This is a genomic window from Flavobacterium endoglycinae (assembly GCF_017352115.1).
In the GTDB taxonomy this organism is placed as follows: domain Bacteria; phylum Bacteroidota; class Bacteroidia; order Flavobacteriales; family Flavobacteriaceae; genus Flavobacterium; species Flavobacterium endoglycinae.
On sequence record NZ_CP071448.1, the window covers coordinates 3,349,716 to 3,374,919 of the forward strand.

A 25,204-nucleotide genomic window follows, 5' to 3' on the forward strand; every position below is an offset into this window, starting at 1 on the left:
TTGACAACAATAGATAGCATTAATAATTGGTTCATTCAAAATTTTGGTGCAGTAACAATACCACAAGTAAAAAATTGGTTTATATACAATCCCGATGAAAAGCTGTTATTTAATACAGGCTTGTTTTTGGGATTGTTCCTAGTTTTTTATTTTATTTACGGATTTTTAAAAAACACATTTTATCTACGATTAACCTATGTTATTATCTTCTCGCTTTTCTTTTATTATAAGTCAAGCGGTATTTACTTTTTACTCTTACTATTATCTTCTGTTGTAGATTACGGCTTAAGCCAGATTATTTACAAAGAATCAAAAGACAGCACCAAGAAAATATATTTGGTGATAAGTGTCATTCTGAATTTAGGATTACTTGGATATTTCAAGTACATGAATTTTATGATTGGTACTTACAATGATATGTTCAATGGAAATTTAAAATTCCATGATATTTTTCTTCCGGTTGGAATCTCATTTTATACATTCCAGTCGATGAGTTATATTATCGAAATTTATCGTGAAGAAATCAAGCCGACAAAAAACTACATTGAATATTTATTTTTCGTGTCGTTCTTCCCGCAATTAGTGGCCGGGCCAATTGTACGAGCAAAAGATTTCTTACCACAGATTTATCAAAAATTAAACCTGACCAAACAAGATGTAAACAATGCCTTGTTTTTAATTATTGGCGGTTTGATTAAGAAAACAGTAATTTCAAATTACATATCAGTAAACTTTGTTGACCGTGTTTTCGATACGCCTTTGAGTTATACTTCGTTTGAAAACTTAATGGCTTCTTACGGATATGCTATTCAGATCTATTGTGATTTTTCTGGATATTCAGATATGGCAATTGGTATTGCATTATTGTTAGGATTTAAACTGCCAGTTAACTTTAGAACTCCATACAAATCGACTTCAATTACAGATTTCTGGAGAAGATGGCATATTTCGCTTTCGACTTGGTTAAAAGACTTTTTATACATTTCGATTGGAGGAAACAGAGAAGGTTCTTTCGCAGGATATTTATTCCCGAGTTTATTCTTCTTCGGATTATTGCTTTGGGGAATGTCTTGTTATAATGAAAGTGTAATTCCGCTTGTTATCGCAGGAATCAGTATTTTGATTTTCGCTTTATCATTTTTGCTTTCAAGTAAAATAAAACAAACATTAGTAACCAATTTCAACCTGTTTACCACAATGCTTTTAGGAGGTTTGTGGCATGGAGCTGGTGCGCAATTTATTATTTGGGGAGCACTTCACGGATTAGCATTGGCAGTTCACAAAATATTCATGGAATTCTTTCCTTCTAAAAAAGATAAAAAACCAAATTTCTTGTGGAGATTTTTCTCAATCGTGATCACATTCCACTTTGTAGTTTTCTGTTGGATTTTCTTCCGCGCACGAGACTTTGAAACAGCATTGCAGGTAATTAATACTATTGGCCAGTTAACATTTGAACCAGAACTTTGGAAAACAATTATTTTAGGTTATAAAAATGTTTTCGGATTAATGTTATTCGGTTACGTTTGGCATTTCTTGCCAGAATCGTTCACAAACGGAATGAAATCTGTTTTCGACAAAACACCTTTACTAATAAAAGCCATAATCTTAGGATTTGTATATTGGATCGTGTACGCAACTGCAGTTGCGGGTTCGCAGCCGTTCATTTACTTTCAATTCTAAAAAAGTTTCAAAGGAACATAGTTACAAAGGCGCAAAGATTTTTTCTTTGCGCTTTTTTGTTTTTAGCCACAGATTAAAAGGATTAAATGATTTTGTTCCACGCAGATTCTGCAGATTTAAGCAGATTCACACAGATTATTATTTAAATTTTAAAATTCTAATCTGCCAAAATCTGCAGAATCTGCGTGAAAAATAAACTTCGCGACTTTGTGAGCAAAAAAAATCTGTGAAATCTGCGTGATCTGCGAGAAAACACACATTTAAGCAATTCGCGAAATTATGGTAATTAGCGACAAAAAACTTTGTGTCTTAGTGACTTTACGGCAAAAAAAGCACTCAAATAAAAATTGCCTGAAATATCTAATTAGATTATCTTTGCACTTCAAATAAAGAAAAAGATATGTTTGATAATTTAAGTGATAAGTTAGATAAAGCGTTCCATATATTAAAAGGACACGGTAAAATTACAGAAGTAAACGTTGCCGATACCTTAAAAGAAGTTCGTCGTGCCTTACTTGATGCCGATGTTAACTTTAAAATTGCCAAAGATTTTACAACCAAAGTAAAAGAAAAAGCGATTGGTCAGGATGTATTAACTACTTTACAGCCGGGACAATTATTGGTTAAATTAGTAAAAGACGAACTTACCGAATTAATGGGTGGAGACGTTGCTGGTGTTAACCTTTCTGGAAATCCAACGGTTATTTTAATGTCAGGACTTCAAGGTTCTGGTAAAACTACTTTCTCAGGAAAATTAGCGAACTACTTAAAAACAAAGAAAAATAAAAAACCACTTTTAGTAGCGTGTGATATCTACCGTCCAGCGGCGATTAACCAGCTACATGTTGTGGGAGATCAAATAGGCGTTGAGGTTTACTCGGAGCCAGAAAATAAAAATCCTGTAGAAATTGCTCAAAACGCAATTAAACATGCTAAATCAAACGGGTTCAATGTTGTAATTGTCGATACAGCAGGACGTTTAGCAGTAGATCAGGAAATGATGGACGAAATTGCACGTGTACACAAAGCAATCCAGCCACAAGAAACATTGTTCGTTGTTGACTCTATGACAGGACAAGATGCTGTAAATACAGCAAAAGCTTTCAACGATATCTTGAATTTTGATGGAGTTATCTTAACGAAATTAGATGGTGATACTCGTGGTGGAGCGGCGCTTTCGATCAAATCGATTGTAAACAAACCAATCAAATTTGTGGGTACTGGAGAGAAAATGGAAGCAATTGATGTTTTCTATCCAGAACGTATGGCTGAGCGTATTTTAGGGATGGGAGACGTTGTGTCTCTTGTCGAAAGAGCTCAAGAACAATTTGACGAAGAAGAAGCTAGAAAACTTCAAAAGAAAATCGCTAAAAACGAATTCGGTTTTGATGATTTCTTAACGCAGATTCAGCAAGTAAAGAAAATGGGTAACATGAAAGATCTTGTTGGGATGATCCCAGGTGCTTCAAAAGCCATGAAAGATGTTGAAATCGAAGACGACGCCTTCAAACATATCGAAGCAATTATTTATTCGATGACACCGGGTGAAAGAAGTAAACCAGCTATTATTGATGTGAAAAGAAAAGCCAGAATCGCAAAAGGTTCGGGAACAAAAATCGAGCAAGTAAATCAGCTGATGAAACAGTTTGACCAAATGAGCAAAATGATGAAGATGATGCAAGGCCCAGGCGGAAAAAATCTGATGAAAATGATGGGAGGCATGAAGGGAATGCCAGGAGGAATGCCGAGATAAAAAATAAAAGTTTAAGGTTTAAAGTTTCACGTTTCAAGTTGGAATTTTAGACCTTAAATTTTAGTATAAGGGAAGATAACTTCTCACTTCTAACTTATAACATTTAACTTAAAAAAAACAATGCAGCTACTAGACGGTAAAAAAACATCTAACGACATTAAAAACGAAATTGCTCTTGAAGTTCAATCTATAAAAGCAGCGGGAGGAAAAGTACCTCATTTAGCAGCCGTTTTGGTAGGGAATAATGGTGCAAGTTTAACTTACGTAGGAAGTAAAGTAAAATCATGCCAAGAGATTGGTTTCGATTCCACTTTAGTTGCTTTACCAGAAACCATTACAGAAGACGAGCTTTTAGCAAAAATCAAAGAATTGAACGAAGATGATAACCTTGACGGATACATCGTTCAGTTGCCTTTACCAAAACACATCGATGAGCAAAAAATCTTATTAGCTATCGATCCTGACAAAGATGTAGACGGATTCCACCCAACTAACTTTGGAAGAATGGCTCTTGAAATGGAAAGCTTTATTCCAGCAACGCCATTCGGAATTATGGAATTGTTGGAACGTTACAAAGTAGAAACTGCAGGAAAACATACAGTTGTTATCGGAAGAAGCCACATCGTAGGACGTCCAATGAGTATCTTAATGAGCCGTAAAGGGAATCCTGGAGACTCAACAGTTACATTAACACACAGTCGAACTAAAGATTTAGCAGAATTCACTAAAAATGCGGATATCATTATTACAGCTTTAGGAGTTCCAGAATTCTTAAAAGCCGATATGGTAAAAGATGGAGTAACCGTTATCGACGTTGGAATTACACGTGTAGATGATGCATCAAACGCAAAAGGATATGTGATCAAAGGTGACGTTGATTTTGATGGAGTAAGTAAAAAAGCATCTTTCATTACACCAGTTCCAGGTGGAGTAGGACCAATGACAATTGCAATGCTGCTTAAAAATACACTTTTAGCAAGAAAAATGAGAAGCGCAAGAAACAAGTAATAATTTGCGTCAAAATAAAATTACAAAGCCTGTTCGATTTGAGCAGGCTTTTTTGTGCATTTAACTTAAAAATTTCTAATACATAGAATGTAAGTTTAAAAAAAAGAATACTAAAGAGAAACAAATTTCTATCATATAGTATAAGACTCTAACTATGTTTATTCAAAAAAGTGAAACGCCTTTACACAGCTACAATCTATGTTTCTATGTGTTTAAAAATCTATGCAAAGTGCCATTTTAATATATAATTAATAGTTTAAAGTTTCTGTTTCTAAAAATAAAGGATACTTTTGCACCACTTAAAAAAAACACACTTCTCCAAATGGACGATTATTATTATTCGTTAGTATTTAATTAAAGCAGCTTTTGACTTTCAAAATGCTGCGATAAAACCCTGTATTTTGAAATGAAAGCCTTTTACACAAACAACAACGGATTGGTAGAAATCCAAAAATGGACTTCAAATTGCTGGATTCACATCGAATCTCCAACAGAAACAGACAAGAATTACTTACTAGAAGAGCTTCAAATTCCCGAAGCATTCTACAATGATATTGAGGATATCGACGAAAGACCTCGTATCGAGATCGAAGACGGCTGGACACTGATTATCATGCGTATTCCGATAAAAAGCGGCGATGTCAAAATTCCCTTTCACACCGTTCCTCTCGGAATTATTTTTAAAGATGATATCTGCGTAACTATTAGTTTTTATGAAACCGAAATCATTGCCGATTTTGTATCGTATTCACAACGCAAAAACATCGAAATCGAAGATAATTTCAACCTAGTGCTGCGATTGCTTTTATCATCAAGCGTTTGGTATTTAAAATATCTGAAACAAATTAATCAGAAAATAAAACTGGCAGAAGATAATTTAGAGAAATCGATCAAAAATGAAGAGTTGCAGGCATTGCTTCAAATTGAAAAATGTTTTGTATTCTTCATCACTTCGTTAAAAGCAAATGACGTTTTATTTCAAAGAATTAAAAACCTAAAAGCACACAAAGCCAATTACGATCCAGAATTATTGGAAGATGTCGAAATCGAATTAAATCAGGCACAAGATACAGCCAATATTTACAATAACATCTTAACGGGAATGATGGACGCCTACGCCTCTGTAATTTCCAATAATATGAACAATATTATGAAACAGATGACTTCGATTTCTATCATTTTAATGATCCCTACATTAATTGCCAGTTTGTACGGAATGAACGTGCCAAACGGCCTAGAAGAAAGCAAATACGGAATCTGGATTCTGCTTCTAATTTCTATAATACTTTCCTCTTTCGGCGTATTTTTATTCAAACGCAGAAGATGGTTCTAAAATAAAGCCCAATACTCAAAAGCCTGTTCGTTAAGAATGGGCTTTTTTGTTTCTATAAATCTTCAAAACCTCCCAAGTATATTTAACTCATAAAAAAACCTCTTTCGATAAATAAAAAACAATTCATATTGGATTTTATTTTAATTCTTGGATTTTTAACTATTAATTATTATTTGTTCTAATTTATAATGTAAGTTTGTCCCTAATAAAACAAATTTAAGCCTTTAGCAAGTATACCAGCTCCCATGATTAAAATGTCACAAATCCGCCTATTTTTTTCTCACTATTTAATTCTTTCAAATAATTTTTTCTCAAAACAAAGCCGAATAAAATCGCTGATTTTTTTGGTGTTTTTCTTGTGTTGTCTTTCTTCTTCTGCACAAAAAAATGCTGTTATCAGCGGTAAAATTGTCAACGACAAAGATTCTCCTATCGAAGTTGCAACAATTTATTTGATGAATTCTAAAGATTCCTCCGTAGAAGCCTATACGATTTCAGATAAAAATGGTCTTTTTAAATTAGAAACCAAATCAGGATTACAAAACGGTATTTTAAAAATTTCGGCAGAAGACTATCTCGAGTTTTCAGATACAATAGAAAAACTCACTCATAATATAGATTTAGGAGTTATTAGACTTATAAAATATGATGTTGAATTGGATGAAGTCATTATAAAAAACGAAGCTCCTATTCGAATAAGAGCTGATACAAAAAGTACAGGTTTCAGACGCTAAAACCAAGGAGCAGGAATTTACTAAACAGGCTTCGACATCAAATAATGTTTCGATCAATTTGACAATAGACAAAAAGAAAAATAAAGGCTTTTTTGGTAAACTATTAGACGGTTATGGAAGCTCCGAAAGATATGAAAGCAGTGCTTTCCTCAGTTATTTTAAAGATAAAAGACGTATCAGTTTTTTGGCTTCTTCAAATAATATTAATGCATCGGGTTTTTCTATGAACGAAGTTTTCGATAGCATGGGAGGCGGAAGAAACGATGGTTTGAGTGCTGCTTCTGGAGGGAGAGGCGGAATAACAAAATCGAATTTGATTGGATTAAGTTATTCTGATGAATGGTTTAAAGAAGAAAGTACTGATTTAAATTATTATTTTAAGAATTCTAATACAGACAATACCAATAGAACATCAGAGCTTACTTTATTGCCAACAGGTTCTTTGTTGTCAAAATCTGCTTCAAAAAGCAATCAGGATTCTGATAGACATAATGTAAATTTAAATTTTGAGTACAAACTTTCCCCTTCAATAAGAGTTTTTTTTGGACCAGCCATTGAAACAAGAAAAGCAATATCTGCAAATACTTTCGACAGAAAAACCTGGGATGAAAATAATCAGTTAATCAATTCTAGTAATTCTTTCAATACAAGTGAAAGTACTAATACGGATTTTAGAAATAATCTTAGATTTTTTTTAAATGCTAAGAAAGAAGGACGATACTTTACAGCCTCTTTTGAAAACGACAATTCGCGAAACGATTTAGATTCAAGAGTAAATTCATTGACAATTTTTGAGCAGGGAACAAGTCCCGACGATTTGCGTAATCAACATGTTACTCAGAAAAATAATAGAGATAAATATACAGGAAGGCTTGAATATTTTGAGCCAGTAACTAATTTGTCAAGACTGAATTTTTCAGTAATCACAAATTATGAAAAAACAAGCGATGATAAAAAAACATTCGACCGCAATGATCAGGATATGGAATATGATGTTTTTAATGAATCACTTAGTAATTTTAATTCTTTTAATAGTTTTGAAGTTAATCCGAAGATAGGCTTTAGTACGAGTATAAACAAACTTGATTTATCGGCATCCACAGGAACTTCTGTCATCAGGAATGAAAATCATGCATTTTACTTAAAAGAAACAACAGATTTAAATAAAAACTATTTTATTCCAAACGGAACAATTAGTGCCAATTACAGCATTTCACAATCTCAGAGTTTATTAATGATGTATGAACGTAAATTTACAGTTCCAACCGGTAATCAGGTTTTAGCAATTGCTAATTTAGATAATCCTTTAGTCGTTGTAACAGGAAATCCTAATTTAAAACCTTCTACTTTTCATTTTTTGCAGACGGGTTTTTCAAGTTATAATTTTCAATCAGGTGCAAATTACTTTATTCATTTTAGTACTACATATTTTGATAGTCAGATTGTGGGATCCTCAGCCTATAACAGTTCAGGAAAACAAATTTCAAGCTTTGATAATGTAGAAGGCACCTACGATATGTTGTTAGCAGGAGAGTGGAGCAAAACCATAAAGAAAGATGTAAATACTTTTGCGCTGCGGTTTTCTATGTATGCTAATTATAATTTAAATAAAGGTTTTACCAATAACCAATTGTATGAGGCAAAAGCATTCAGACTGAATCCCGGTTTTGGATTAACGTATGAATATGGTGAATTATTAAACATCCAGCCGTATTATAATTTTACATACAATGACATTCGATATAATAATACTTCTTTAAGTTCAACTTCAAATACAACTCATAATTTTAATATTCAAATGACAAGCTTCTGGCCTAAGAGTTGGGTTTTTGGCAACGACTTTGGCTACAACTATAATTCGAATATTTCAGGACCGTATAAAAAAGATTTTTATTTATGGAACACTAGTATATCCTATAAACTTGCGAAACAATTTACATGTAAAGTAAAAGTTTATGATTTGCTGAATCAAAATCAGAGCGCTTCCAGAGTGATTACTTCAACAGCTGTTATTGACTCAGAAACCAACGTTTTAAAGCGTTATGTAATGTTTACTTTATTGTATAAATTTAAAAATTTTGAAACCGACAAAGGATAGTTTTTCATTCCAAGATTACTTTTCTGAAAAAATTGCCCATTTTTAATTGTCGTTTCAAAATAAATAATAACTTTGTAACGCAAAGTACTTTAATTATGAATCAAAAGCACCAAGAAGATTTAGCACACATTCGTTCCATGATGGAGCGTTCTTCAAGATTTATATCATTAAGCGGACTTTCAGGAGTTTTCGCGGGTCTTTCGGCTTTAATTGGCGGAATCTATGTTTATCAGCTGTTTAAAGCAAACGGAATGGATTATCTAAATGATGAACATAGATTGTATTCTACCAATCTGGTTTCAGAATTATTCTGGATCGGGATTATAATTATGGTTTTTGCATTAGCATTTGGAACTTTTTTCACCGTTAGAAAAAGCCGAAAGTACAATTTGCCAATTTGGACTTCGGCAACAAAAAAAATGCTGTTTAATCTGGCTGTACCGCTTATAACTGGCGGAATATTTTGCTTGGCTCTTATGTATCATGGATACTTTGGATTAGTAGCGCCTTCAACATTAATTTTTTACGGACTTGCCGTTATAAACGCTGAAAAATATACATTTTCTGATGTAAAATATTTAGGTTTTTCGGAACTGATTTTAGGATGTATTGCACTTTTTAATATAGGATATGGTTTAATTTTCTGGATTTTAGGATTCGGGATTCTACATATCGCATACGGATTAGTGATGTTCAAAAAATACAAATAGCCCAATGGGAATTATTGATAAACTAAATAAAGATTTTGAAAGCCGTGTCAGACTGGGCATTATGTCCGTTCTGATGGTTAACGACTGGGTAGATTTTACCGAGATGAAAACGCTTTTGAATATCACCGATGGTAATTTAGCGAGTCATTCCTCTGCGCTTGAAAAAGCAGGTTATATCGAAGTGAAGAAAGAATTTGTGGGTAAAAAGCCCAAAACCTCTTATCAAGTAACTGATTTAGGGCGTGCAGCCTTTAAAGAACACTTATCGTATCTTGAAAAATTAATGAAATCCTAAATAACTCTATTTTTTTATCTAAAAACTTTGAATTACAAAGTACTTTTAAAATTATCAATCATGAAAAAACATCAAATTATCTTAGCGTGCACAGCAGTTTTTATACTGTTATTTTACAACGAATCAGTTGGAATCAATATTTCTATTTTTGGCGTCTTTCTAACGCTTCTCATTAGTTATTTCTTTCAAGAAAAGTTTGTAGAACGATCTCATCTCACTTTAGTAATCACCTCAATTTTATCTTGTTTTGCTTTTGCTTGGTATGGAGATGCAGCCTCATTTTTTGCTTTAGCCTTATCGATTTTGTTTTTACAATTTAAGACTCAAGATCCCGAACTCAAAACAATTCAAATTTTTCCGCTTATATTTTTAAACGGAATCACTTCTTTAGGGCGAGTATTTATTTTCGATCAATGGCTTCCACAAAGAAAAATCCACAATGATTTTGCTAAAAAACTAGTTGCTTTTGTCATTATTCCACTTGTGTTTTTGGGACTTTTCTTTGTTGTATATTCTTTCGGAAGCGATCACTTTTCGTCATTGTTTACCGATTATGAATTGGATATTAATTTACCGCAATTAATTGGAATCAGTATTTTAGGATTTTATATTTCTTTCAGTTTTTGGAATTATTGGGTTCCAGATGCATGTTATCAATACAATCCAAAATTAAACAATGATTTTACGAATCCTTCTGAAGTTAAAAATGAGAATACATTTTCATTTCTGGATTTGGATTTCGAAAGGAAAAGCGGTGAAATTACTTTATTGTTATTAAATATTATGCTTCTAGTTTTCATTGGAACATATAACTACGAACAGTTTTTTGAAGTGGTCGAAAAAACGAATTTAAGTTCAGATACACACGAACGTGTAAATGCGGTGATTTTCTCAATTTTGATGGCTGTTGGAGTAATTATGTTCTACTTTAAAGGAGGATTTAATTTTGATGAAAAAGCTTCTTCTCTTAAAACGCTAGCTAAAGTTTGGCTTGGACTAAACGTCGTTTTAATAATAAGTGCGATTATTAAAAATTCAGAATACGTTTCTTATTTTGGTTTGACTTATAAAAGGTTAGGAGTATATGCTTTTCTTATTTTAGCTATTATTGGATTAGTAATTTCATTTCAAAAAATAAACAAACAGAAAACAAATGCTTTTCTTTTTAACCAAATGCTTTGGTATTTCTACGGAACGATTATTTTATGCAGTTACGTAAATTGGGGTGGTTTAATTACGAATTACAATATTTCGGTAAATAAAGGTGTAGAGCCAGTTTTCTTAAGTGGATTAAATTTTAATGATGAAGCGCGAAGAGAATATTTTAAGAAGAACAATTTAGACGGAAAATATGCAGAAGCTGTGAGAGAAGAAATGATTTCGAATTATCAAGACGCTAATTTTTTATCTAAAGCGTTGTATTATGAGTTTTTAAATAAAAAGCCGTAATTAAATGATTGCACGAATCATAAAAATTTATAAATTTGTAAAATAAATATTACAATTATGGTACGTGCACTTTACTATGTTTTACTTTTAATAGGAGCTTTAAAACTGCAAGCTCAAAATAACCAAAGCTATAAATCAGATAAAGATTTGATTTTATATTTACCTTTAAACGGAAGTGTAAAGGATGAAAGTTTTCTGCATAATAATTGTATACCTTATTCATTAGAGCCCGCAAAAGATAGATTTAATAATGATAACGGCGCTTTTTTCTTTGGTAATAATGGATGCATACGCATTGAAAATGTAGATAATTTTAATAATTTAACTTCTTTTACATTAAGTGGCTGGGTCTATTTGAACTACTATGGAGAACAGAATAATATCATTTCGAAAGTAAACCCGGGAAGAGATTTTAATCTACAGATTACTCAAGATGGAATCATTAATTTCCATACTTTTAATAATGATTATATCCATTTTTATTCCGAAACGAAGGTTCCACTAAATGAGTGGACACATATTGTTTTTACCTGTAAAAGAAAGTCATTTCAATTGTATGTTAACGGCAAACCAGAAAATTTTACTATTCATTATGAGAATCGTATTGTAACAAAAAAAGAGCTTAAACTTAAATTCTTTTGGACAGGAAAAGACCTTACAATTGGGAATCTTTATTTAGGTGCACATGAAAATTTTAATGGAATTCTTGATGAAATTAGGATTTATAAAAAAGCATTGAAGCCAAAAAATATTGAAAAACTCTTTATAAAAGAAAGTGAAGAAAAGGGTAAGATGTATCAATTTGGAATGTATTCTAATGAAAAGCCACCCTTAAAAGATAGTATCGATTTTCCTCAATCATCAGTTGATGAAAATAAAGAATCTCATTCAGATAAAGAAAATGGGAATTAAAAAATTTTAAAAAAAGAGGAGGACTTATTGTCCTCCTCTTTTTTTAAATCTTGGATCATTTTTCGAAATAAACGTTCTTCTGTTTGAACTCTTGTTTGGAGCTTCAACCTTAGGTAAACTCGCTTCTTCTGTTTTACTTGAAGGTTCGATTAATGTATTTAATTCTTTGATTTCAGCATCTGTTAAATCACGATAACGACCTACTGGAACATCCAAAGAAATATTAATAATCCGGATACGTTTAAGTGCCGTAACTTCGTAACCTAAATATTCAGACATTCTTCTAATCTGGCGGTTTAATCCCTGCGTTAAAATGATTTTGAAGGTATACTTACTGATCTGTTCTACTTTACATTTTTTGGTAACAGTATCTAAAATTGGAACACCATTTCCCATTCTCTGAATAAAACGTTCTGTAATAGGTTTGTTTACCGTAACAGTATATTCTTTTTCGTGATTGTTTCGGGCGCGAAGAATCTTGTTTACAATGTCACCGTCATTGGTCATGAAAATTAATCCTTCACTGGCTTTATCCAATCTCCCAATTGGGAAAATACGTTTAGGATAATTGATATAATCGACAATATTATTTTTAACTTCTAAATTCGTAGTGCATTCGATTCCTACAGGTTTATTAAAAGCTAGATAAACCATTTTTTCGTGTTTCTCCACGATTAACTTTCCGTCTATACGCACTTCATCATCCTGAGAAACTTTAGTTCCCATTTCAGCCACAGCACCATTTACTGTTACACGTTTTTCGTCAATTAGTTTATCTGCCTCACGACGCGAACAATAACCTGTTTCTCCAATAAATTTATTAAGACGCTTTAAATTTTCTTCCATACTGCAAAAATAGGGAAAATTTAAATTTTAGACTTGAGATTTCAGATTTTAGATTATTTCATTTCAGAAAAAGCCTTTGTCCCTCTGTAACTTTATTGGCTGTGAAATTCCCTGCTGTCTTCAGGTGTTTCATTTCTTTCAAACATTCCATAATCGCGAACAACAGTTGCAATTCGTAAATGATAATTTTTAAAAATGCTGTTTCTGCCTTTTTCCTGAGCATGACGATGCATTTCAAGATTTCTCCATTCTTGAATGCTTGCTTCATCTCTCCAAAAAGACAAAGACAAAATTTTTCCAGAATCGCTTAAACTCTGAAATCTTTCGATAGAAATAAATCCATCAATATGGCTTAATTCAGGTTTAAGATTGGCAGCAATATCTAGATATTCTTCTTTTTTTTCTTCGTTTGGAATGACTTCAAAAATTACGGCTATCATTTTCTGTGTTTTTTAATTATAAAGTGAAATCCAAATTGCTTTTGGCAATCTGGCATTAATAAGCGGTTCATATTCTATTTCTTGGTCCAAAATAGCTATATTTTCAAAATTTTGGAATAAGTAAAATAAGACTTCTGTTGCGAGATTGATTGAAAAATGTTTCGCAAGGCACATATGTCCGCCAGTTCCAAAAGTCAAATGGTCGTGATTATTTTTTCTTTCAATATTAAAAAGTTGTGGTTTTTCAAATTGTTTGGAATCCCTATTTGCGGAAGCTAAAACAAGTAAAATTGATTCTTCTTTTTTAATTTTCATTCCGTTCAATTGAATGTCGTTTGCCGCAATTCGTCGCGTGTTATGAATTGGTGGATCAAATCGCAATGTTTCTACAACAAGTTTCTGAATCTGAATTTTGTCGGTTTTGTTAAGGTTCTTTTTTTCAGAAAAATAATGTAGCAATGCATTACTCAACAATCCTCTTCCGGCATCGTAACTTTGAATAAAAAGACCAATTAAATTACTGATTAGTATTGATTTTATTTCTTCATTAGAAATGCTATATTTTGTTGAAATAGATTTCGCTAAATTTTCATAAAAGGAAAATGTACGAATGTGATTTTCGACAATGAAATAAACTTCTTTAGAAACAATATTAATGAATTCGATATCTTCTGATTTTTTAACGGGTTGCATTATTTTTATAAGATGAGAAATGTTTTCTGAAATAAAAAGGGAATCATTGGCATTAAAATCAAAACTTTTTAAAAAAATCAGAACGGGAAGTTTTTTGCAGATCGATTCGACCCAATTTATTTTATTAGCAGTGTTGTTTTGAAATAATTCGGAAAAAATTGAATTTATTCTAACAGATTTCATGTATGAAAAAAGAACAGTTGCGGTTTCTTTGGCAATTATGTGATGAATTTCATTTGAAAGACGAGCCAAATTTCTGCTGATTTTTAAAGCATATTCATTTAGATTGTTTTCAGAAACTGATGGAATATGTACGCTTTTATGGTTTAATATTTCTGTACAATATTCATAAGAATAAACAGCCCATATTTTATTCAATTCATCCCAATAAACAGGATTTTCTTCCATCATTTTTTGATAGAATAAGTAAGGATTTTTGATTTCGGATTGTAAAAATAAAGTTGACATGCGATATATTTTTAAGCAAAGTTATCTACCTTTAAGTTTTGATACTTCAGTTTGTCCTTAACTATGTTTGTTTTGAAATGGAAAATCAATTTGTAAAAATAGCATCACTGCTTGGCGATCCAACACGTGCGATTGTAATGTGGACATTACTCGACGGAAAAGCTTTTACCGCAACAGAATTAGCAATAACAGCAAATACTTCGCCTCAAAATATGAGTATGCATCTGGCAAAACTTCTTGATGCCGGATTGTTGTTTGTTGAAAAACAAGGGCGTCATAAATATTATAGATTTGCGAATAAAGAAACGGCTTATGCAATTGAAGCCATGGCAAGTTTGATTCCGCCTGCAATTCCTCAAAAAAACAAAACAGATCATAATTCACCCATAAAACATTGCCGAACTTGCTATGATCATTTAGCTGGAAAAATTGGTGTGGCTGTAGCCGAAAGCCTGCTTGAACAGGAAATTATTTTGAATACAGCTAGCGAATTTAAAATAAGTACAAAAGGAGAAAAATGGTTTTCTGATTTTGGAATCAATATCGAAGATCTCAAAAAGCAAAGGCGTATTTTTTTAAAACCTTGTTTAGATTGGAGCGAAAGAAAAAATCATATCGCAGGATCAATAGGTTCTTCTTTATTGGATAAAATGATCGCCGAAGATTGGTTACGGAAAACCAAAAATTCGAGAGCAATCCAGATTACAGGAAAAGGTGAAAAAGAATTATTGAGATTTTTTAAAATAGTAGTTTAAGTTTCCAGTTTTGAGAACCTTTGCAACTTTGTCCCTTTGTTACTTTTTCCCTTCAGAAGAAAAAAGAAATTCAATCACTTTGTTGTATAAATCGTCATCGTGCATTCCGTGACCTAAACCTGAAGTTTCAATAAACTGACTGTTTTTCCAATTGCTTGCTATTTTTTGTCCTTCGGCAAAAGCCACAATTTTATCAGAAGTATCATGAGCAATAAATCCTGGAATAGTAAATTCTGAAGCAAATTTCTGTCCTGAAAAATCTTCCAATTTAAAATTGAATCGGTTTAGGAATTTATTTTCTAAAAGTGAAAACATTTTTGTGTTCAAACTCAGCATTGAAACATAATTATCAATCAACGTTTTTAAATCTGAAGGAGCTCCTAAAATTACCATTTTATTAATGCTGGTATTGGGAAATAAGTACTGATGATAAACACAAGCTGCACCGCCAATCGAATGTCCGATAATAATTTCCGGCTGATATTTTTCTACTGCTTTATTGATAAATTCAGCATATAGGGGTACATTAAATTCTTTTCCGCTGCTTTGTCCGTGAGCAGGAGCATCAAGTGCAATAATAGTACTTCCGGATTTTTGAAGATGAGGAAGCGTTTTTTTCCAGCGAGAAGAATTGCTTTCCCAACCATGAACTAATAAAATTTTAGTTTCATTTCCTTTCCATATATAGGTTTGAAAATGATGTTCGTTATGATGAAATATTTCGGTTTCGGTATTTCTTAAGATTTTTGGAAGTTTCTCTTTTTGTAATCGGCCAATTCTGGGCTGGCTGAAAAGAGCATAAGAAAGTTCGACTGCTTTTTGCGGACGCACATAACTCAAAAAGTTAATATAAGATCCAACTGATTTTAATGTAATAAAACGGATTCCTTTTTTAATTCCCAAAACTTAATTTTTTTCTAAAGGTAAAAAAAGGTCAGCCACAAATTACAGAAATTAGCGTGAATTTTTATTTGCATGTATTATAGACAAAACAATAATTAGTCCAAGTCCGTGACAAAAAAGGACAAAAAAAAGTCCCGATTAAATCGGGACTTGATATTTAGAATTTTGAGAACAATTGTTCCATTTTTTCTTTTTCTTCATCTGCTAATTGCGTATCAACTAGGATTCTTCCAGAATGCTCATCAGTGATGATTTTCTTTCTTGAAGCAATTTCAACCTGAGTTTGAGGCGGAATCGTAAAGAATGATCCTGCAGAAGCTCCTCTTTCAATAGAAACCACCGCTAAACCATTACGGACACTGCTTCTGATTCTGTTGTAAGCAGCTAATAATCTGTCTTCAATTTGAGAAGCGAATTCAGCAGATTTTTCTGTTAAGAAAGCTTCTTCTTTCTGAGTTTCAGCCATGATAGCATCTAATTCAGATTTTTTATGTTTTAAATGAGAGCTTTTAGCATCAAGTTTTTCTTTTAAATTAGAAATAACTTCTTTTTTATGCTCGATAGAAGCTTTCATTTCTTTGATTTGCTTTTCAGCTAATTGAATTTCTAATTCTTGAAATTCAACTTCTTTTGTCAAAGAATTAAATTCTCTGTTGTTACGAACTGATTCTTGTTGTTTTGTGTATTTCTTGATAACCTCTTTATGCTCCTCAATAGCAATTTTCTTTGCTTTGATTTGCTCCTCAATCACTTCAAGTTCACCTTTCAGTTTTTCTGAACGAGTGCTCAAACCTGCAACTTCATCTTCTAAATCTTCAACTTCTAAAGGAAGTTCTCCTCTAACGTTTCTGATTTCGTCAATTCTAGAGTCAATAAGCTGTAAATCATATATTGCTCTTAACTTGTCCTCAACACTTAATTCTTTCGTATTCGTCATATTCTATAAGTACTTAACTGGATTTGTATTTTCTTCCGATAAAATGATCGCAAAATTAAGAATTTTTTTTCGAAGATAATCAACAATATAGTTTTTTGTATAGCGTTCACTCTCAAAATGACCAATATCCGCCAAAAGCAACTTGTTTTCTGCTTCATAAAACTGGTGATACTTTAAATCAGCAGTCAAATAAGCATCGGCTCCAGCCTGAATAGCATTTTTTATGGCAAAGCTTCCAGAGCCTCCCAAAACAGCTACTTTCTTTATTTTTTTTCCTGTAAAGGAGGAATGACGAATGCCTCGCGCAATCATAATATCTTTGACATATAAGAGAAATTCCTTTTCGTCCATCTCATTTTCAAGCTCACCAATCATTCCCAAACCAATATTTTGATGAGGATTTTGAAGATCGTATATTTCATAAGCTACTTCTTCGTAAATGTGATTGGCAAAAAGCGCTTTTAAAATTCTTGATTGCAAATGTTTTTCAAAAATAACTTCGATTTTTATTTCAGTTCCCGTGTGTAATTTTCCTTTTTCGCCAATAACTGGATTGCTTTTTTCATTTCCTTTAAAAGTGAAAAAGCCTTCAGAATTAAAACTGCAGTTGTCATAATTTCCAATTGTTCCCGCTCCCGCTTCGAACATTGCATTTCGTACTTTTTCTGAATTGTCAGGAATCGTATAGGTCACTAATTTTTGAAGAAACTGTTGTTTCGGAACTAAGATTTTGGTGTTTACTAAGCCAAGAGCGTTACTGAAAATTTTATTAACGCCTTGCGAATGATTGTCAAGAGCTGTATGGACAGCATAAATAGCAATATCGTTTTTAATGGCTTTTAAAATAGCACGTTCGACGTAATTTTTACCAGTGATTTTTTTAATTCCAGAAAATAAAATCGGATGAAAACATACGATCAAATTGCAGTTTTTAGTTTTCGCTTCTTCAATCACATTTTCCAGTGCATCGTGACATACTAAAACTCCGGTGCTTTCGGTTTCCGGATCTCCGACTAAAAGTCCCACATTGTCAAAATCTTCTGCATAGGCCAAAGGAGCCATTTCTTCAAGTACGGATATGATATCTTTGATTTTCATTTTAGGTTTGTTTCAAGTTTAATGTTTTAGGTTCTTTGGATTTTGGTGAAATTAAAAACCTAAAAAACAAATTAACGAATAAACAGACCAACTTAAAAATATTTAAGCGATATTGTTTGTGTCGAGTAATGGTATTACTGAGTAATACTGGTAATACGGTATTACTGATTTTTGTATCTTTGTAATTCTAAATAAAAAGTCATGACTACAATAAAAATTAATGAAAACACAAAGACAGGAAAAGCATTTATGGCTATGTTCGAGGCTTTCTTTAAGGGTGTAGAAGGTATAGAAGTTGTTGAACCTAATTATGGACAGGTTAATGAAGAACGAAGTATTTATACTTCTGAATTTGCTGATAAGGTGAAAAAAGCAGAAGAGAATATTAAAAAAGGCGAAACAACAACGCTAAATCCAGATGATGTATGGGGAAGTTTAGGGTTGAAGTAACTAAAGTGGCATACCAGGATATTGAAAAACATAAAAAATCAGGAAATAAAATTTCTATTAAAAATATCGCTAAAATTTTAATTGATCTTACAGAAAACCCATATGAAGGTTTTGGAAATCCAGAGCCTTTAAAATATGAATATTCAGGATTATGGTCAAGACGAATTAATCAAAAAGATAGATTAATTTATCGTGTAGATGATGAAGTTGTAACTGTATTTGTGATTTCAGCAATTGGTCATTATTCAGATAAATAATTCTATGAACTTACTTCGAAAAATACTTTTCCCTTTTGCCGTTTTATACGGATTAATTACTTCAATTCGTAATTTTTTGTTTGATAAAGGCATTCTTAAATCAACTTCGTTTGATGTTCCAGTAATCGCTGTTGGAAATTTGAGCGTAGGAGGAACCGGCAAAACGCCTCAAATCGAATATTTAATTCGGTTATTAACTGATAAATATAAAGTAGCGACATTAAGCCGTGGTTATAAACGAAAGTCTGAAGGATTTGTTTTGGCTGGTGAAAATTCGAATGCCGAAATTCTGGGCGATGAACCTTTTCAGTTTTATCAAAAATTCCCAAATGTTAAAGTAGCAGTTGATGCTAATCGTACTAATGGAATCATGCAATTACTTGCTCATCCTGATAAACCAGAGGTGATTCTGCTGGATGATGCTTTTCAGCACCGCAAAGTAAAAGCAGGATTTTATATTTTGCTAACAGCTTTTGATGATTTGTATGCAGATGATTATATGCTGCCAACTGGAAATTTGAGGGAAAGCAGGAGCGGAGCAGAAAGAGCCAATATTGTAATTGTTACCAAATGTCCAAATAATTTATCTGAAGAAAAGCAGACAGAAATTAGATTAAAACTGAAACTGAATTGTTCGCAGCAGATCTTCTTTACGTTTATCGATTATGATACTGTAATTTATAATAAAGACGCAAAAATCGCGGTAAGTGAAATTAAATCAGAGCCAAAACTACTTTTAGCTGGAATTGCAAAACCAAAACCATTTTTTGAATATTTAAAAACAGAAAATGATGAGTGTTTAACGTTTCCTGATCATCACCATTTTTCTGATGCCGATTTAGAATCAATTCAGAAAAAAGCAAATGGAAATAAAATCATTACAACCGAGAAAGATTATGTGAGATTAAAAGATTCTAAGCTGGTTTCGCAATTGTATTACCTTCCAATTAAAAGTACTTTTATAAATCACCAGCAAAATTTTGATGCTTCGATTTTAGATTATATTAAAAATAATTTGAGATCATAGTTTAGAATAAATCAATCGAAAAATTTGGCTATTGTAGAGTAGAAATCGTCTGGTACAAAAGGTTTGGTAATTACATCATTCATTCCAAAAGACAATAACATATCGCGGTTTTCGTCAAGAGAAATCGCAGTTAGCGCAATAATAGGTGTTGTTTTGTCAAAATCACGAATTTGCTGAGTTGCAGTAGTTCCATTAATTCCTGGCAGATGTACATCCATTAAAATTAAATCAAAGTGTTTTACTTTTAAAAGTTCTACAGCATCTTCACCATTGTCTATAATTTCGCAGACTATCGATTTGTTTTCAAGCATTTTTCGCGTAATCATTTGATTGATTTTATTGTCTTCAATCAATAATATAGATTTATGCTCCAATTGTTTGTCGCTGTATGGTTTTTCCTCGGCTGCTGATTCCAATGGTTCGTTATTAATTTTAAAATTTAGTTTGAAAGTAAAAGTAGAACCTTTTCCTACTTCACTTTTTAATTTGATTTCTCCACCTAAAAGTTCGGTGAGTTTTTTAACAATAGTAAGTCCTAATCCTGTCCCTCCATATTTTCTGTTGACTTCAATAGATCCTTGAGAAAAGCTTTCAAAAACAGTCTGCTGTTTGTCTTCGGGAATTCCAATTCCGGTATCCACAATCTCAAAAAAGATAGTTACATATTCATCTTCCTGTTCAAACAATTTTACAATAACATTTACTTGTCCGTTTTGTGTAAATTTTAAAGCGTTATTAATTAAGTTCAGTACAATTTGTGAGAGTTTAGTGGGGTCGCCAATTAAATTTTCAGGAATCGAATCGTCTATTTCTATATTAAAGTGATTATTGTTGCCAGTTGCCAATTCTTTTAAAGAATTTTGAATATTGAAAAGAAGTTCTTTTAAATTAAAACTTATATGTTCAATTTCAACTTTAGTAGAATCAATTTTGTTGATTTCAAGAATTTCGTTGATAAAAGTTGTGAGGTAATTTCCTGAAAATTTTAAGGATTCCAGATATTTTAATTGTGTTTTTTTAGGCTTGTCTTCCAGTAATAAATGCGTAATTCCGTTTATAGCGTTTAGCGGAGTTCTTAGTTCGTGGCTTACAGTTGACAGGAATTCTGATCTGGCTTTTGATGCTTTTTCTGCTTTATTTTTGGCCAGCATCAATTCTTTGTTTTTTTCTCTTAAAAGAATATTATTCTGATTTCTAATAATGTTGTTTTTATATAAGGCTAAACTCAAAAGTGATAAAATCGAAATTAAAGCAATTGCTAAAATGCTTACCAACTTAGAATAACGATAGGTTTTAAGCTGAATTTTTTCTTCACTTTCTCTTTTAATTGTATTATTTAAATTTTGATTTTTTTTTAATTTTTCGAATTCATTAAAATCAATTTTAGCATTTTTTAGTTTTAAAATATAATTCTCCAGCTGATAATGTTCATCTAAATAAGAATAAGCCAAATCAAAATTCCTGTTTTGTTTATAAAAACGGCTGATAGCTAAAGTAATTTTTGATTTCTGCGGAAGATCGTTAGTCTTTTCATTATAACTCAATGCTTTATTAAAATAAGCTAAAGCCGAATCATTTTGTCGAAATTTTGATTCAATTAATCCAAGCTGATAGTAGGAATCGCTTTTAGTTTTATAAAGAGAAGGATTATCAGGTTTGTTAATTATGTTGTGAAAAGTTTTAGCTGCCAGATGCAGGTTTTTGTTGTTTTTAAAGGCAACCGCTTTTTGATATTCTAAAATTTCAGAACTGTCTATAACACCTAATTCTTTTAATAAATTATGTGCTTTTACATAATAAAAGTTTGCAGTTTTATAATCGCCTTTTGCAGTATATGCAGCGCCAATGTAATTGAGAGCCAGAACTTTGGTAGAAGTTGGTTTTACATTGTTGAATGAGTTAATGCTCTTGTGAAAGTTTTCTAAAGCTTCATCGTATTTTTGCTGGTTGTAATAAATTTTTCCAAGCTTAAATGTTTGATTGGCTAAAGTTTCTGGAATATTGTTGTTTTCACAAAAATCAATAGACTTTTGAGTGTAAAAAACAGCTTTGCTATATTCTTTACTATTTAATTTTTTGTTGGCTAGTTTGTTATAATACGCAATGCTATCTGTATTCTGTTTGTACTGAGAATACAAAAAACAATTTAAAAAACAACTAACAACTAAAAGATAGTACTTCATGAATGACAAAGCATTAACAATGAATCTTATTTTTTTCTAACCAGTAAAATCAAATCGATTAATCGCGATGAATAGCCAATTTCGTTGTCATACCAGCCAACTACTTTTACCATTTTGTCAATGACAGAAGTAAGCTGAGCATCAAACAAACACGAATGCGTATTACCTATTATATCAACAGAAACGATTGGATCTTCTGTATAAGCTAATATTCCTTTTAAATTTGTCTTTGAGGCTTTTTGAAATGCTATGTTAATTTCTTCAATACTAACAGCACGTTTAACATTGAACGTGATGTCTGTCAATGAACCATCAGGAACAGGCACACGAATACCGCAGCCCCCGATTTTTTGATGCAATTTAGGGAAAATTTTCGTTAATGCCTTAGCTGCACCTGTTGTTGTTGGAACTATTGACTGACTTGCTCCTCTGGCTCTGCGCAAGTCCTTATGCGGTTGGTCGTGAAGACTTTGGTCAGTCGTAAAAGAATGTATTGTTGTAATGTAAGCCTGTTCAATCCCGCATAATTCTTCAATGATTTTAATCATAGGAGCGGCGTTGTTTGTGGTACAGCTTGCATTTGAAACAATATCTTCTGTTCCGTCTAAAATATTTTCGTTAACACCAAGAACGACTGTCTTAATAGTATCTACTTCTGATGGAGCTGAAAGAATTACTTTTTTTGCCCCAGCTTCAATATGTCCATTTAGTTCTTCATGTGTTTTGTATTTTCCTGTTGATTCAATAACAAAATCAATAGAATGACTTTTCCAGTCTAAATTTGAAATACTTTTTTCATGAAAAAAATAAAAATGTCGGCCGTCAACAATAATTCCGGTTTCATCAAAACCAACTTCAAAAGGAAGAACCCCGTGAATACTGTCATATTTTATTAAATGTGACATGGTTTTGTTATCTGCAATATCATTAATTGCAACGACTTCAATTTCAGGATGGTTTAAAAGAAGACGGAATAAATTTCTTCCAATTCTTCCAAAACCATTAATGGCAATTCTTGTTTTCAATTTTTTGTTTATTTGTTTAATTGTTAACTGGTAAATCGTTCAGTCATTTACGATTAAACAATTACCAATTAAACAGTTAAACCCTTTTATAAAATATGTTTTTGTGCTTTGTACGAAGAACGAACCAGTGGTCCGCTTTCAACATGTCTGAAACCTAATTCAATTCCGAATTGTTCGTAACGTGCAAATTGTTCAGGAGTAATGAATTCCTTTACAGGCAAATGTTTTTTTGTAGGCTGAAGGTATTGTCCAAGAGTAACAACATCAACATTTGCAGCGCGTAAATCTCTCATCGTTTGGAAAACTTCTTCTTCAGTTTCTCCAAGACCAAGCATAATACCAGATTTGGTTCTGTTAATTCCTTTTTCTTTCAAATAACGTAAAACTTCTAAACTACGATCGTATTTTGCCTGAATACGTACTTCGCGTGTTAAACGGCGAACTGTTTCCATATTATGTGAAACTACTTCAGGATTTGCTTCAATAATTCGATCCAAGTTTCTTTCAATTCCTTGAAAATCCGGAATTAAAGTTTCAAGAGTAGTATTAGGATTCATTCTTCGGATTGCTCTTACGGTCTCCATCCAGATAATCGAACCTCCATCTTTTAAATCGTCTCTATCAACACTGGTAATTACGGCATGTTTAATATTCATAATTTTAATAGAACGTGCGACTTTTTCTGGTTCGTCCCAATCAACTGTCTCAGGTCGGCCCGTTTTAACACCGCAGAAACCGCATGAACGAGTACATACGTTTCCTAAAATCATAAAAGTAGCTGTTCCTTCTCCCCAGCATTCTCCCATATTCGGGCAGCTGCCAGAGGTACAGATCGTGTTTAAGCTATATTTGTCTACCAAACCACGTAGTTCAGTATATTTTTGTCCAATTGGAAGTTTAACTTTTAACCATTTTGGTTTTACAGGTGGTATATTTTCAATGACTGTTTCCATATATCATAAATCAGACTACAAAGATACGGAATGTAGTTTATTTGCAGACGTTAATTTGCTTTTCGTTTGCTTTTCTATGTTTCAATTCTTTAACAATTATAAAGTGAAAATCGTAATATCTCATTTTTAAAGGCATTTTAAGATTATTTATAAATTCTTGATTGCTTTTTTTAATTTTTGATGTGCTTTTTTAAATCTCAATTTTACCCTAATCTGTTATAAAATTGACCTATTGAGCCTGTGTAGAATTATGTGTGTAATAATTTTGCTGTTAATTTAATTAGTTTAAAGAACATGAAAAAGAAATTTATTGTATTAGGGATTTTATTGGCATCTTTTGGATTTACTAAAATGAATGCGCAAATACTTTCAGATAAAACAATGGGAGCTTTAAGTAAAGGCGTATCAGGTTTTACTTTTAGTGATGCAGATGCCGCAGCTTTGGCAAAAGAATCAATTGCCGAAATGGATGCAAACAATCCTGTAGCAGGACCAAATGATGGGTATACGTTGAGGTTGAATCGTATTTTTGGAAAACATACTTCAAGTGAAGGAGTTACCTTAAATTATAAAGTTTATTTGGTAAAAGATATAAATGCTTTTGCATGTGCTGATGGTAGTGTTCGTGTATTCGCAGGTTTAATGGATATTATGGATGATAATCAGCTTCTTGCAGTTATTGGGCACGAAATAGGCCACGTTGTCAACCACGATACGAGAGATGCTATTAAAGCAGCCTATAAAAAAGAAGCTTTATTGGATGCGGCATCATCTCAATCAGGAAAAATGGAAACGCTTACAAAATCTCAGCTCGGACAAATTGGAAGCGCCATGATTGATAGTAAACACAGCCGTAAACAAGAATCAGAAGCCGATTTGTATTCGTATAATTTTTTGAAGAAATATGGTTATGATGTTAACGCAGAAGAATCTGCTTTTAGAATTCTTCAAAATTTAAGTCAAGGAGATGAGGCATCATTTATGACTAAAATGATGAGTTCGCATCCTGATTCTGGAAAAAGAGCTGATGATGCTAAGAAAAGAGCAACAAAAGATGGTTTGTATAAAGAATATGTACAACAGAAAATTGTAAACACAGCTTCTGCAACATCGAAAACGACAACAAAAACCACTACTAAAAAAACAAAAGCAAAAAAGAAGTAATCATTATATAATCAAGTAAAACCGGCATTA

At 32.2% G+C, this 25,204-nt stretch carries 24 protein-coding genes; 15 read left to right on the forward strand and 9 right to left on the reverse strand.

Annotated elements, in window-relative coordinates; all coding sequences use genetic code 11:
- From J0383_RS14785 to J0383_RS14830, 10 genes are all read left to right on the forward strand, one after another.
- Entirely contained in the window at positions 1-1,683 is a 1,683-nt protein-coding gene (locus tag J0383_RS14785) for an MBOAT family O-acyltransferase (RefSeq protein WP_207294777.1), read from the forward strand.
- Positions 1,684-2,083: 400 nt separating this feature from the next.
- A complete protein-coding gene (ffh, locus tag J0383_RS14790; protein ID WP_207294778.1) occupies positions 2,084-3,436 on the forward strand; it encodes a signal recognition particle protein in 1,353 nt (450 codons plus the stop codon).
- A 120-nt stretch (positions 3,437-3,556) separates the two neighbouring features.
- The gene (locus tag J0383_RS14795; protein WP_207294779.1) at positions 3,557-4,444 is read left to right on the forward strand and encodes a bifunctional 5,10-methylenetetrahydrofolate dehydrogenase/5,10-methenyltetrahydrofolate cyclohydrolase; all 888 of its coding nucleotides are present in this window, start codon (positions 3,557-3,559) and stop codon (positions 4,442-4,444) included.
- Between the two features lie 406 nt (positions 4,445-4,850).
- The gene (locus tag J0383_RS14800; RefSeq protein WP_207294780.1) at positions 4,851-5,777 is read left to right on the forward strand and encodes a magnesium transporter CorA family protein; all 927 of its coding nucleotides are present in this window, start codon (positions 4,851-4,853) and stop codon (positions 5,775-5,777) included.
- A 347-nt stretch (positions 5,778-6,124) separates the two neighbouring features.
- Complete coding sequence (locus J0383_RS14805; protein WP_207294781.1) at positions 6,125-6,511, forward strand: carboxypeptidase-like regulatory domain-containing protein; 387 nt, start codon at positions 6,125-6,127, stop codon at positions 6,509-6,511.
- Between the two features lie 58 nt (positions 6,512-6,569).
- Complete coding sequence (locus J0383_RS14810) at positions 6,570-8,609, forward strand: outer membrane beta-barrel protein (protein WP_207294782.1); 2,040 nt, start codon at positions 6,570-6,572, stop codon at positions 8,607-8,609.
- 95 nt (positions 8,610-8,704) lie between these two features.
- On the forward strand, positions 8,705-9,319 hold the full coding sequence (locus J0383_RS14815) for a hypothetical protein (protein WP_207294783.1): 615 nt from the start codon (positions 8,705-8,707) through the stop codon (positions 9,317-9,319).
- A gap of 4 nt (positions 9,320-9,323) precedes the next feature.
- Positions 9,324-9,614: a winged helix-turn-helix domain-containing protein gene (locus J0383_RS14820; protein ID WP_057114812.1), complete on the forward strand. Its 291-nt coding sequence runs from the start codon at positions 9,324-9,326 to the stop codon at positions 9,612-9,614.
- A gap of 60 nt (positions 9,615-9,674) precedes the next feature.
- Complete coding sequence (locus J0383_RS14825) at positions 9,675-11,063, forward strand: DUF4153 domain-containing protein (RefSeq protein ID WP_207294784.1); 1,389 nt, start codon at positions 9,675-9,677, stop codon at positions 11,061-11,063.
- 57 nt (positions 11,064-11,120) lie between these two features.
- Entirely contained in the window at positions 11,121-11,975 is an 855-nt protein-coding gene (locus tag J0383_RS14830) for a LamG domain-containing protein (RefSeq protein WP_207294785.1), read from the forward strand.
- A gap of 24 nt (positions 11,976-11,999) precedes the next feature.
- On the opposite strand, the gene rluF is transcribed toward J0383_RS14830, so the two are convergent.
- The 3 genes from rluF to J0383_RS14845 all read right to left on the reverse strand — a co-directional run bounded on the left by rluF (position 12,000) and on the right by J0383_RS14845 (position 14,422).
- Entirely contained in the window at positions 12,000-12,821 is an 822-nt protein-coding gene (gene rluF, locus J0383_RS14835; protein ID WP_207294786.1) for a 23S rRNA pseudouridine(2604) synthase RluF, read from the reverse strand.
- A gap of 92 nt (positions 12,822-12,913) precedes the next feature.
- The gene (locus tag J0383_RS14840; protein ID WP_207294787.1) at positions 12,914-13,261 is read right to left on the reverse strand and encodes an antibiotic biosynthesis monooxygenase family protein; all 348 of its coding nucleotides are present in this window, start codon (positions 13,259-13,261) and stop codon (positions 12,914-12,916) included.
- A 12-nt stretch (positions 13,262-13,273) separates the two neighbouring features.
- Entirely contained in the window at positions 13,274-14,422 is a 1,149-nt protein-coding gene (locus tag J0383_RS14845) for a cytochrome P450 (RefSeq protein ID WP_207294788.1), read from the reverse strand.
- 77 nt (positions 14,423-14,499) lie between these two features.
- Between J0383_RS14845 and J0383_RS14850 the strand changes: the two genes are divergently transcribed.
- Positions 14,500-15,177 carry an ArsR/SmtB family transcription factor gene (locus tag J0383_RS14850; RefSeq protein WP_207294789.1) on the forward strand — a complete coding sequence of 226 codons (678 nt, stop codon included), beginning with the start codon at positions 14,500-14,502 and terminating at the stop codon, positions 15,175-15,177.
- A gap of 39 nt (positions 15,178-15,216) precedes the next feature.
- On the opposite strand, the gene J0383_RS14855 is transcribed toward J0383_RS14850, so the two are convergent.
- From J0383_RS14855 to J0383_RS14865, 3 genes are all read right to left on the reverse strand, one after another.
- Entirely contained in the window at positions 15,217-16,080 is an 864-nt protein-coding gene (locus J0383_RS14855; protein ID WP_207294790.1) for an alpha/beta fold hydrolase, read from the reverse strand.
- Positions 16,081-16,237: 157 nt separating this feature from the next.
- Positions 16,238-17,017, reverse strand: a complete 780-nt coding sequence (locus J0383_RS14860) for a zinc ribbon domain-containing protein (protein ID WP_207294791.1) — start codon at positions 17,015-17,017, stop codon at positions 16,238-16,240.
- Between the two features lie 3 nt (positions 17,018-17,020).
- Positions 17,021-18,115 (reverse strand): Nif3-like dinuclear metal center hexameric protein, encoded by a 1,095-nt coding sequence (locus J0383_RS14865; RefSeq protein WP_207294792.1) that lies wholly within the window; start codon positions 18,113-18,115, stop codon positions 17,021-17,023.
- A gap of 201 nt (positions 18,116-18,316) precedes the next feature.
- On the opposite strand from J0383_RS14865, the gene J0383_RS14870 reads away from it, so the two are divergent.
- The 3 genes from J0383_RS14870 to lpxK are packed head-to-tail and all read left to right on the forward strand — an operon-like array spanning position 18,317 to position 19,849.
- A complete protein-coding gene (locus J0383_RS14870) occupies positions 18,317-18,565 on the forward strand; it encodes a DUF2683 family protein (RefSeq protein ID WP_207294793.1) in 249 nt (82 codons plus the stop codon).
- Positions 18,541-18,822: a Txe/YoeB family addiction module toxin gene (locus tag J0383_RS14875; RefSeq protein WP_207294794.1), complete on the forward strand. Its 282-nt coding sequence runs from the start codon at positions 18,541-18,543 to the stop codon at positions 18,820-18,822. The genes J0383_RS14870 and J0383_RS14875 overlap by 25 nt, the downstream gene beginning before the upstream one ends.
- 4 nt (positions 18,823-18,826) lie before the next feature.
- A complete protein-coding gene (gene lpxK / locus J0383_RS14880) occupies positions 18,827-19,849 on the forward strand; it encodes a tetraacyldisaccharide 4'-kinase (RefSeq protein WP_207294795.1) in 1,023 nt (340 codons plus the stop codon).
- 11 nt (positions 19,850-19,860) lie between these two features.
- On the opposite strand, the gene J0383_RS14885 is transcribed toward lpxK, so the two are convergent.
- From J0383_RS14885 to lipA, 3 genes are all read right to left on the reverse strand, one after another.
- The gene (locus J0383_RS14885; protein WP_317196710.1) at positions 19,861-21,987 is read right to left on the reverse strand and encodes a tetratricopeptide repeat-containing hybrid sensor histidine kinase/response regulator; all 2,127 of its coding nucleotides are present in this window, start codon (positions 21,985-21,987) and stop codon (positions 19,861-19,863) included.
- A 71-nt stretch (positions 21,988-22,058) separates the two neighbouring features.
- Positions 22,059-23,057 carry a type I glyceraldehyde-3-phosphate dehydrogenase gene (gap, locus tag J0383_RS14890; protein WP_207294797.1) on the reverse strand — a complete coding sequence of 333 codons (999 nt, stop codon included), beginning with the start codon at positions 23,055-23,057 and terminating at the stop codon, positions 22,059-22,061.
- An 86-nt stretch (positions 23,058-23,143) separates the two neighbouring features.
- Positions 23,144-24,010 carry a lipoyl synthase gene (gene lipA / locus J0383_RS14895; protein WP_207294798.1) on the reverse strand — a complete coding sequence of 289 codons (867 nt, stop codon included), beginning with the start codon at positions 24,008-24,010 and terminating at the stop codon, positions 23,144-23,146.
- 294 nt (positions 24,011-24,304) lie between these two features.
- Here lipA and J0383_RS14900 point away from each other — a divergent pair, with 294 nt between their 5' ends.
- Positions 24,305-25,174 carry a M48 family metalloprotease gene (locus tag J0383_RS14900; RefSeq protein WP_207294799.1) on the forward strand — a complete coding sequence of 290 codons (870 nt, stop codon included), beginning with the start codon at positions 24,305-24,307 and terminating at the stop codon, positions 25,172-25,174.
- Positions 25,175-25,204 lie beyond the last annotated feature (30 nt).

What these genes read in the sequence shown, in the direction of transcription:
- J0383_RS14800 (WP_207294780.1), top strand. Translation starts at nt 4,851, where the DNA reads ATGAAAGCCTTTTACACAAACAACAACGGATTGGTAGAAATCCAAAAA.
- lipA (WP_207294798.1), bottom strand. Translation starts at nt 24,010, where the DNA reads ATGGAAACAGTCATTGAAAATATACCACCTGTAAAACCAAAATGGTTA.
- J0383_RS14795 (WP_207294779.1), top strand. Translation starts at nt 3,557, where the DNA reads ATGCAGCTACTAGACGGTAAAAAAACATCTAACGACATTAAAAACGAA.
- J0383_RS14860 (WP_207294791.1), bottom strand. Translation starts at nt 17,017, where the DNA reads ATGACGAATACGAAAGAATTAAGTGTTGAGGACAAGTTAAGAGCAATA.
- lpxK (WP_207294795.1), top strand. Translation starts at nt 18,827, where the DNA reads ATGAACTTACTTCGAAAAATACTTTTCCCTTTTGCCGTTTTATACGGA.
- J0383_RS14840 (WP_207294787.1), bottom strand. Translation starts at nt 13,261, where the DNA reads ATGATAGCCGTAATTTTTGAAGTCATTCCAAACGAAGAAAAAAAAGAA.
- J0383_RS14830 (WP_207294785.1), top strand. Translation starts at nt 11,121, where the DNA reads ATGGTACGTGCACTTTACTATGTTTTACTTTTAATAGGAGCTTTAAAA.
- J0383_RS14870 (WP_207294793.1), top strand. Translation starts at nt 18,317, where the DNA reads ATGACTACAATAAAAATTAATGAAAACACAAAGACAGGAAAAGCATTT.
- J0383_RS14865 (WP_207294792.1), bottom strand. Translation starts at nt 18,115, where the DNA reads ATGAAAATCAAAGATATCATATCCGTACTTGAAGAAATGGCTCCTTTG.
- ffh (WP_207294778.1), top strand. Translation starts at nt 2,084, where the DNA reads ATGTTTGATAATTTAAGTGATAAGTTAGATAAAGCGTTCCATATATTA.
- J0383_RS14815 (WP_207294783.1), top strand. Translation starts at nt 8,705, where the DNA reads ATGAATCAAAAGCACCAAGAAGATTTAGCACACATTCGTTCCATGATG.
- J0383_RS14845 (WP_207294788.1), bottom strand. Translation starts at nt 14,422, where the DNA reads ATGTCAACTTTATTTTTACAATCCGAAATCAAAAATCCTTACTTATTC.
- J0383_RS14820 (WP_057114812.1), top strand. Translation starts at nt 9,324, where the DNA reads ATGGGAATTATTGATAAACTAAATAAAGATTTTGAAAGCCGTGTCAGA.
- J0383_RS14900 (WP_207294799.1), top strand. Translation starts at nt 24,305, where the DNA reads ATGAAAAAGAAATTTATTGTATTAGGGATTTTATTGGCATCTTTTGGA.
- J0383_RS14825 (WP_207294784.1), top strand. Translation starts at nt 9,675, where the DNA reads ATGAAAAAACATCAAATTATCTTAGCGTGCACAGCAGTTTTTATACTG.
- J0383_RS14875 (WP_207294794.1), top strand. Translation starts at nt 18,541, where the DNA reads ATGGGGAAGTTTAGGGTTGAAGTAACTAAAGTGGCATACCAGGATATT.
- J0383_RS14850 (WP_207294789.1), top strand. Translation starts at nt 14,500, where the DNA reads ATGGAAAATCAATTTGTAAAAATAGCATCACTGCTTGGCGATCCAACA.
- rluF (WP_207294786.1), bottom strand. Translation starts at nt 12,821, where the DNA reads ATGGAAGAAAATTTAAAGCGTCTTAATAAATTTATTGGAGAAACAGGT.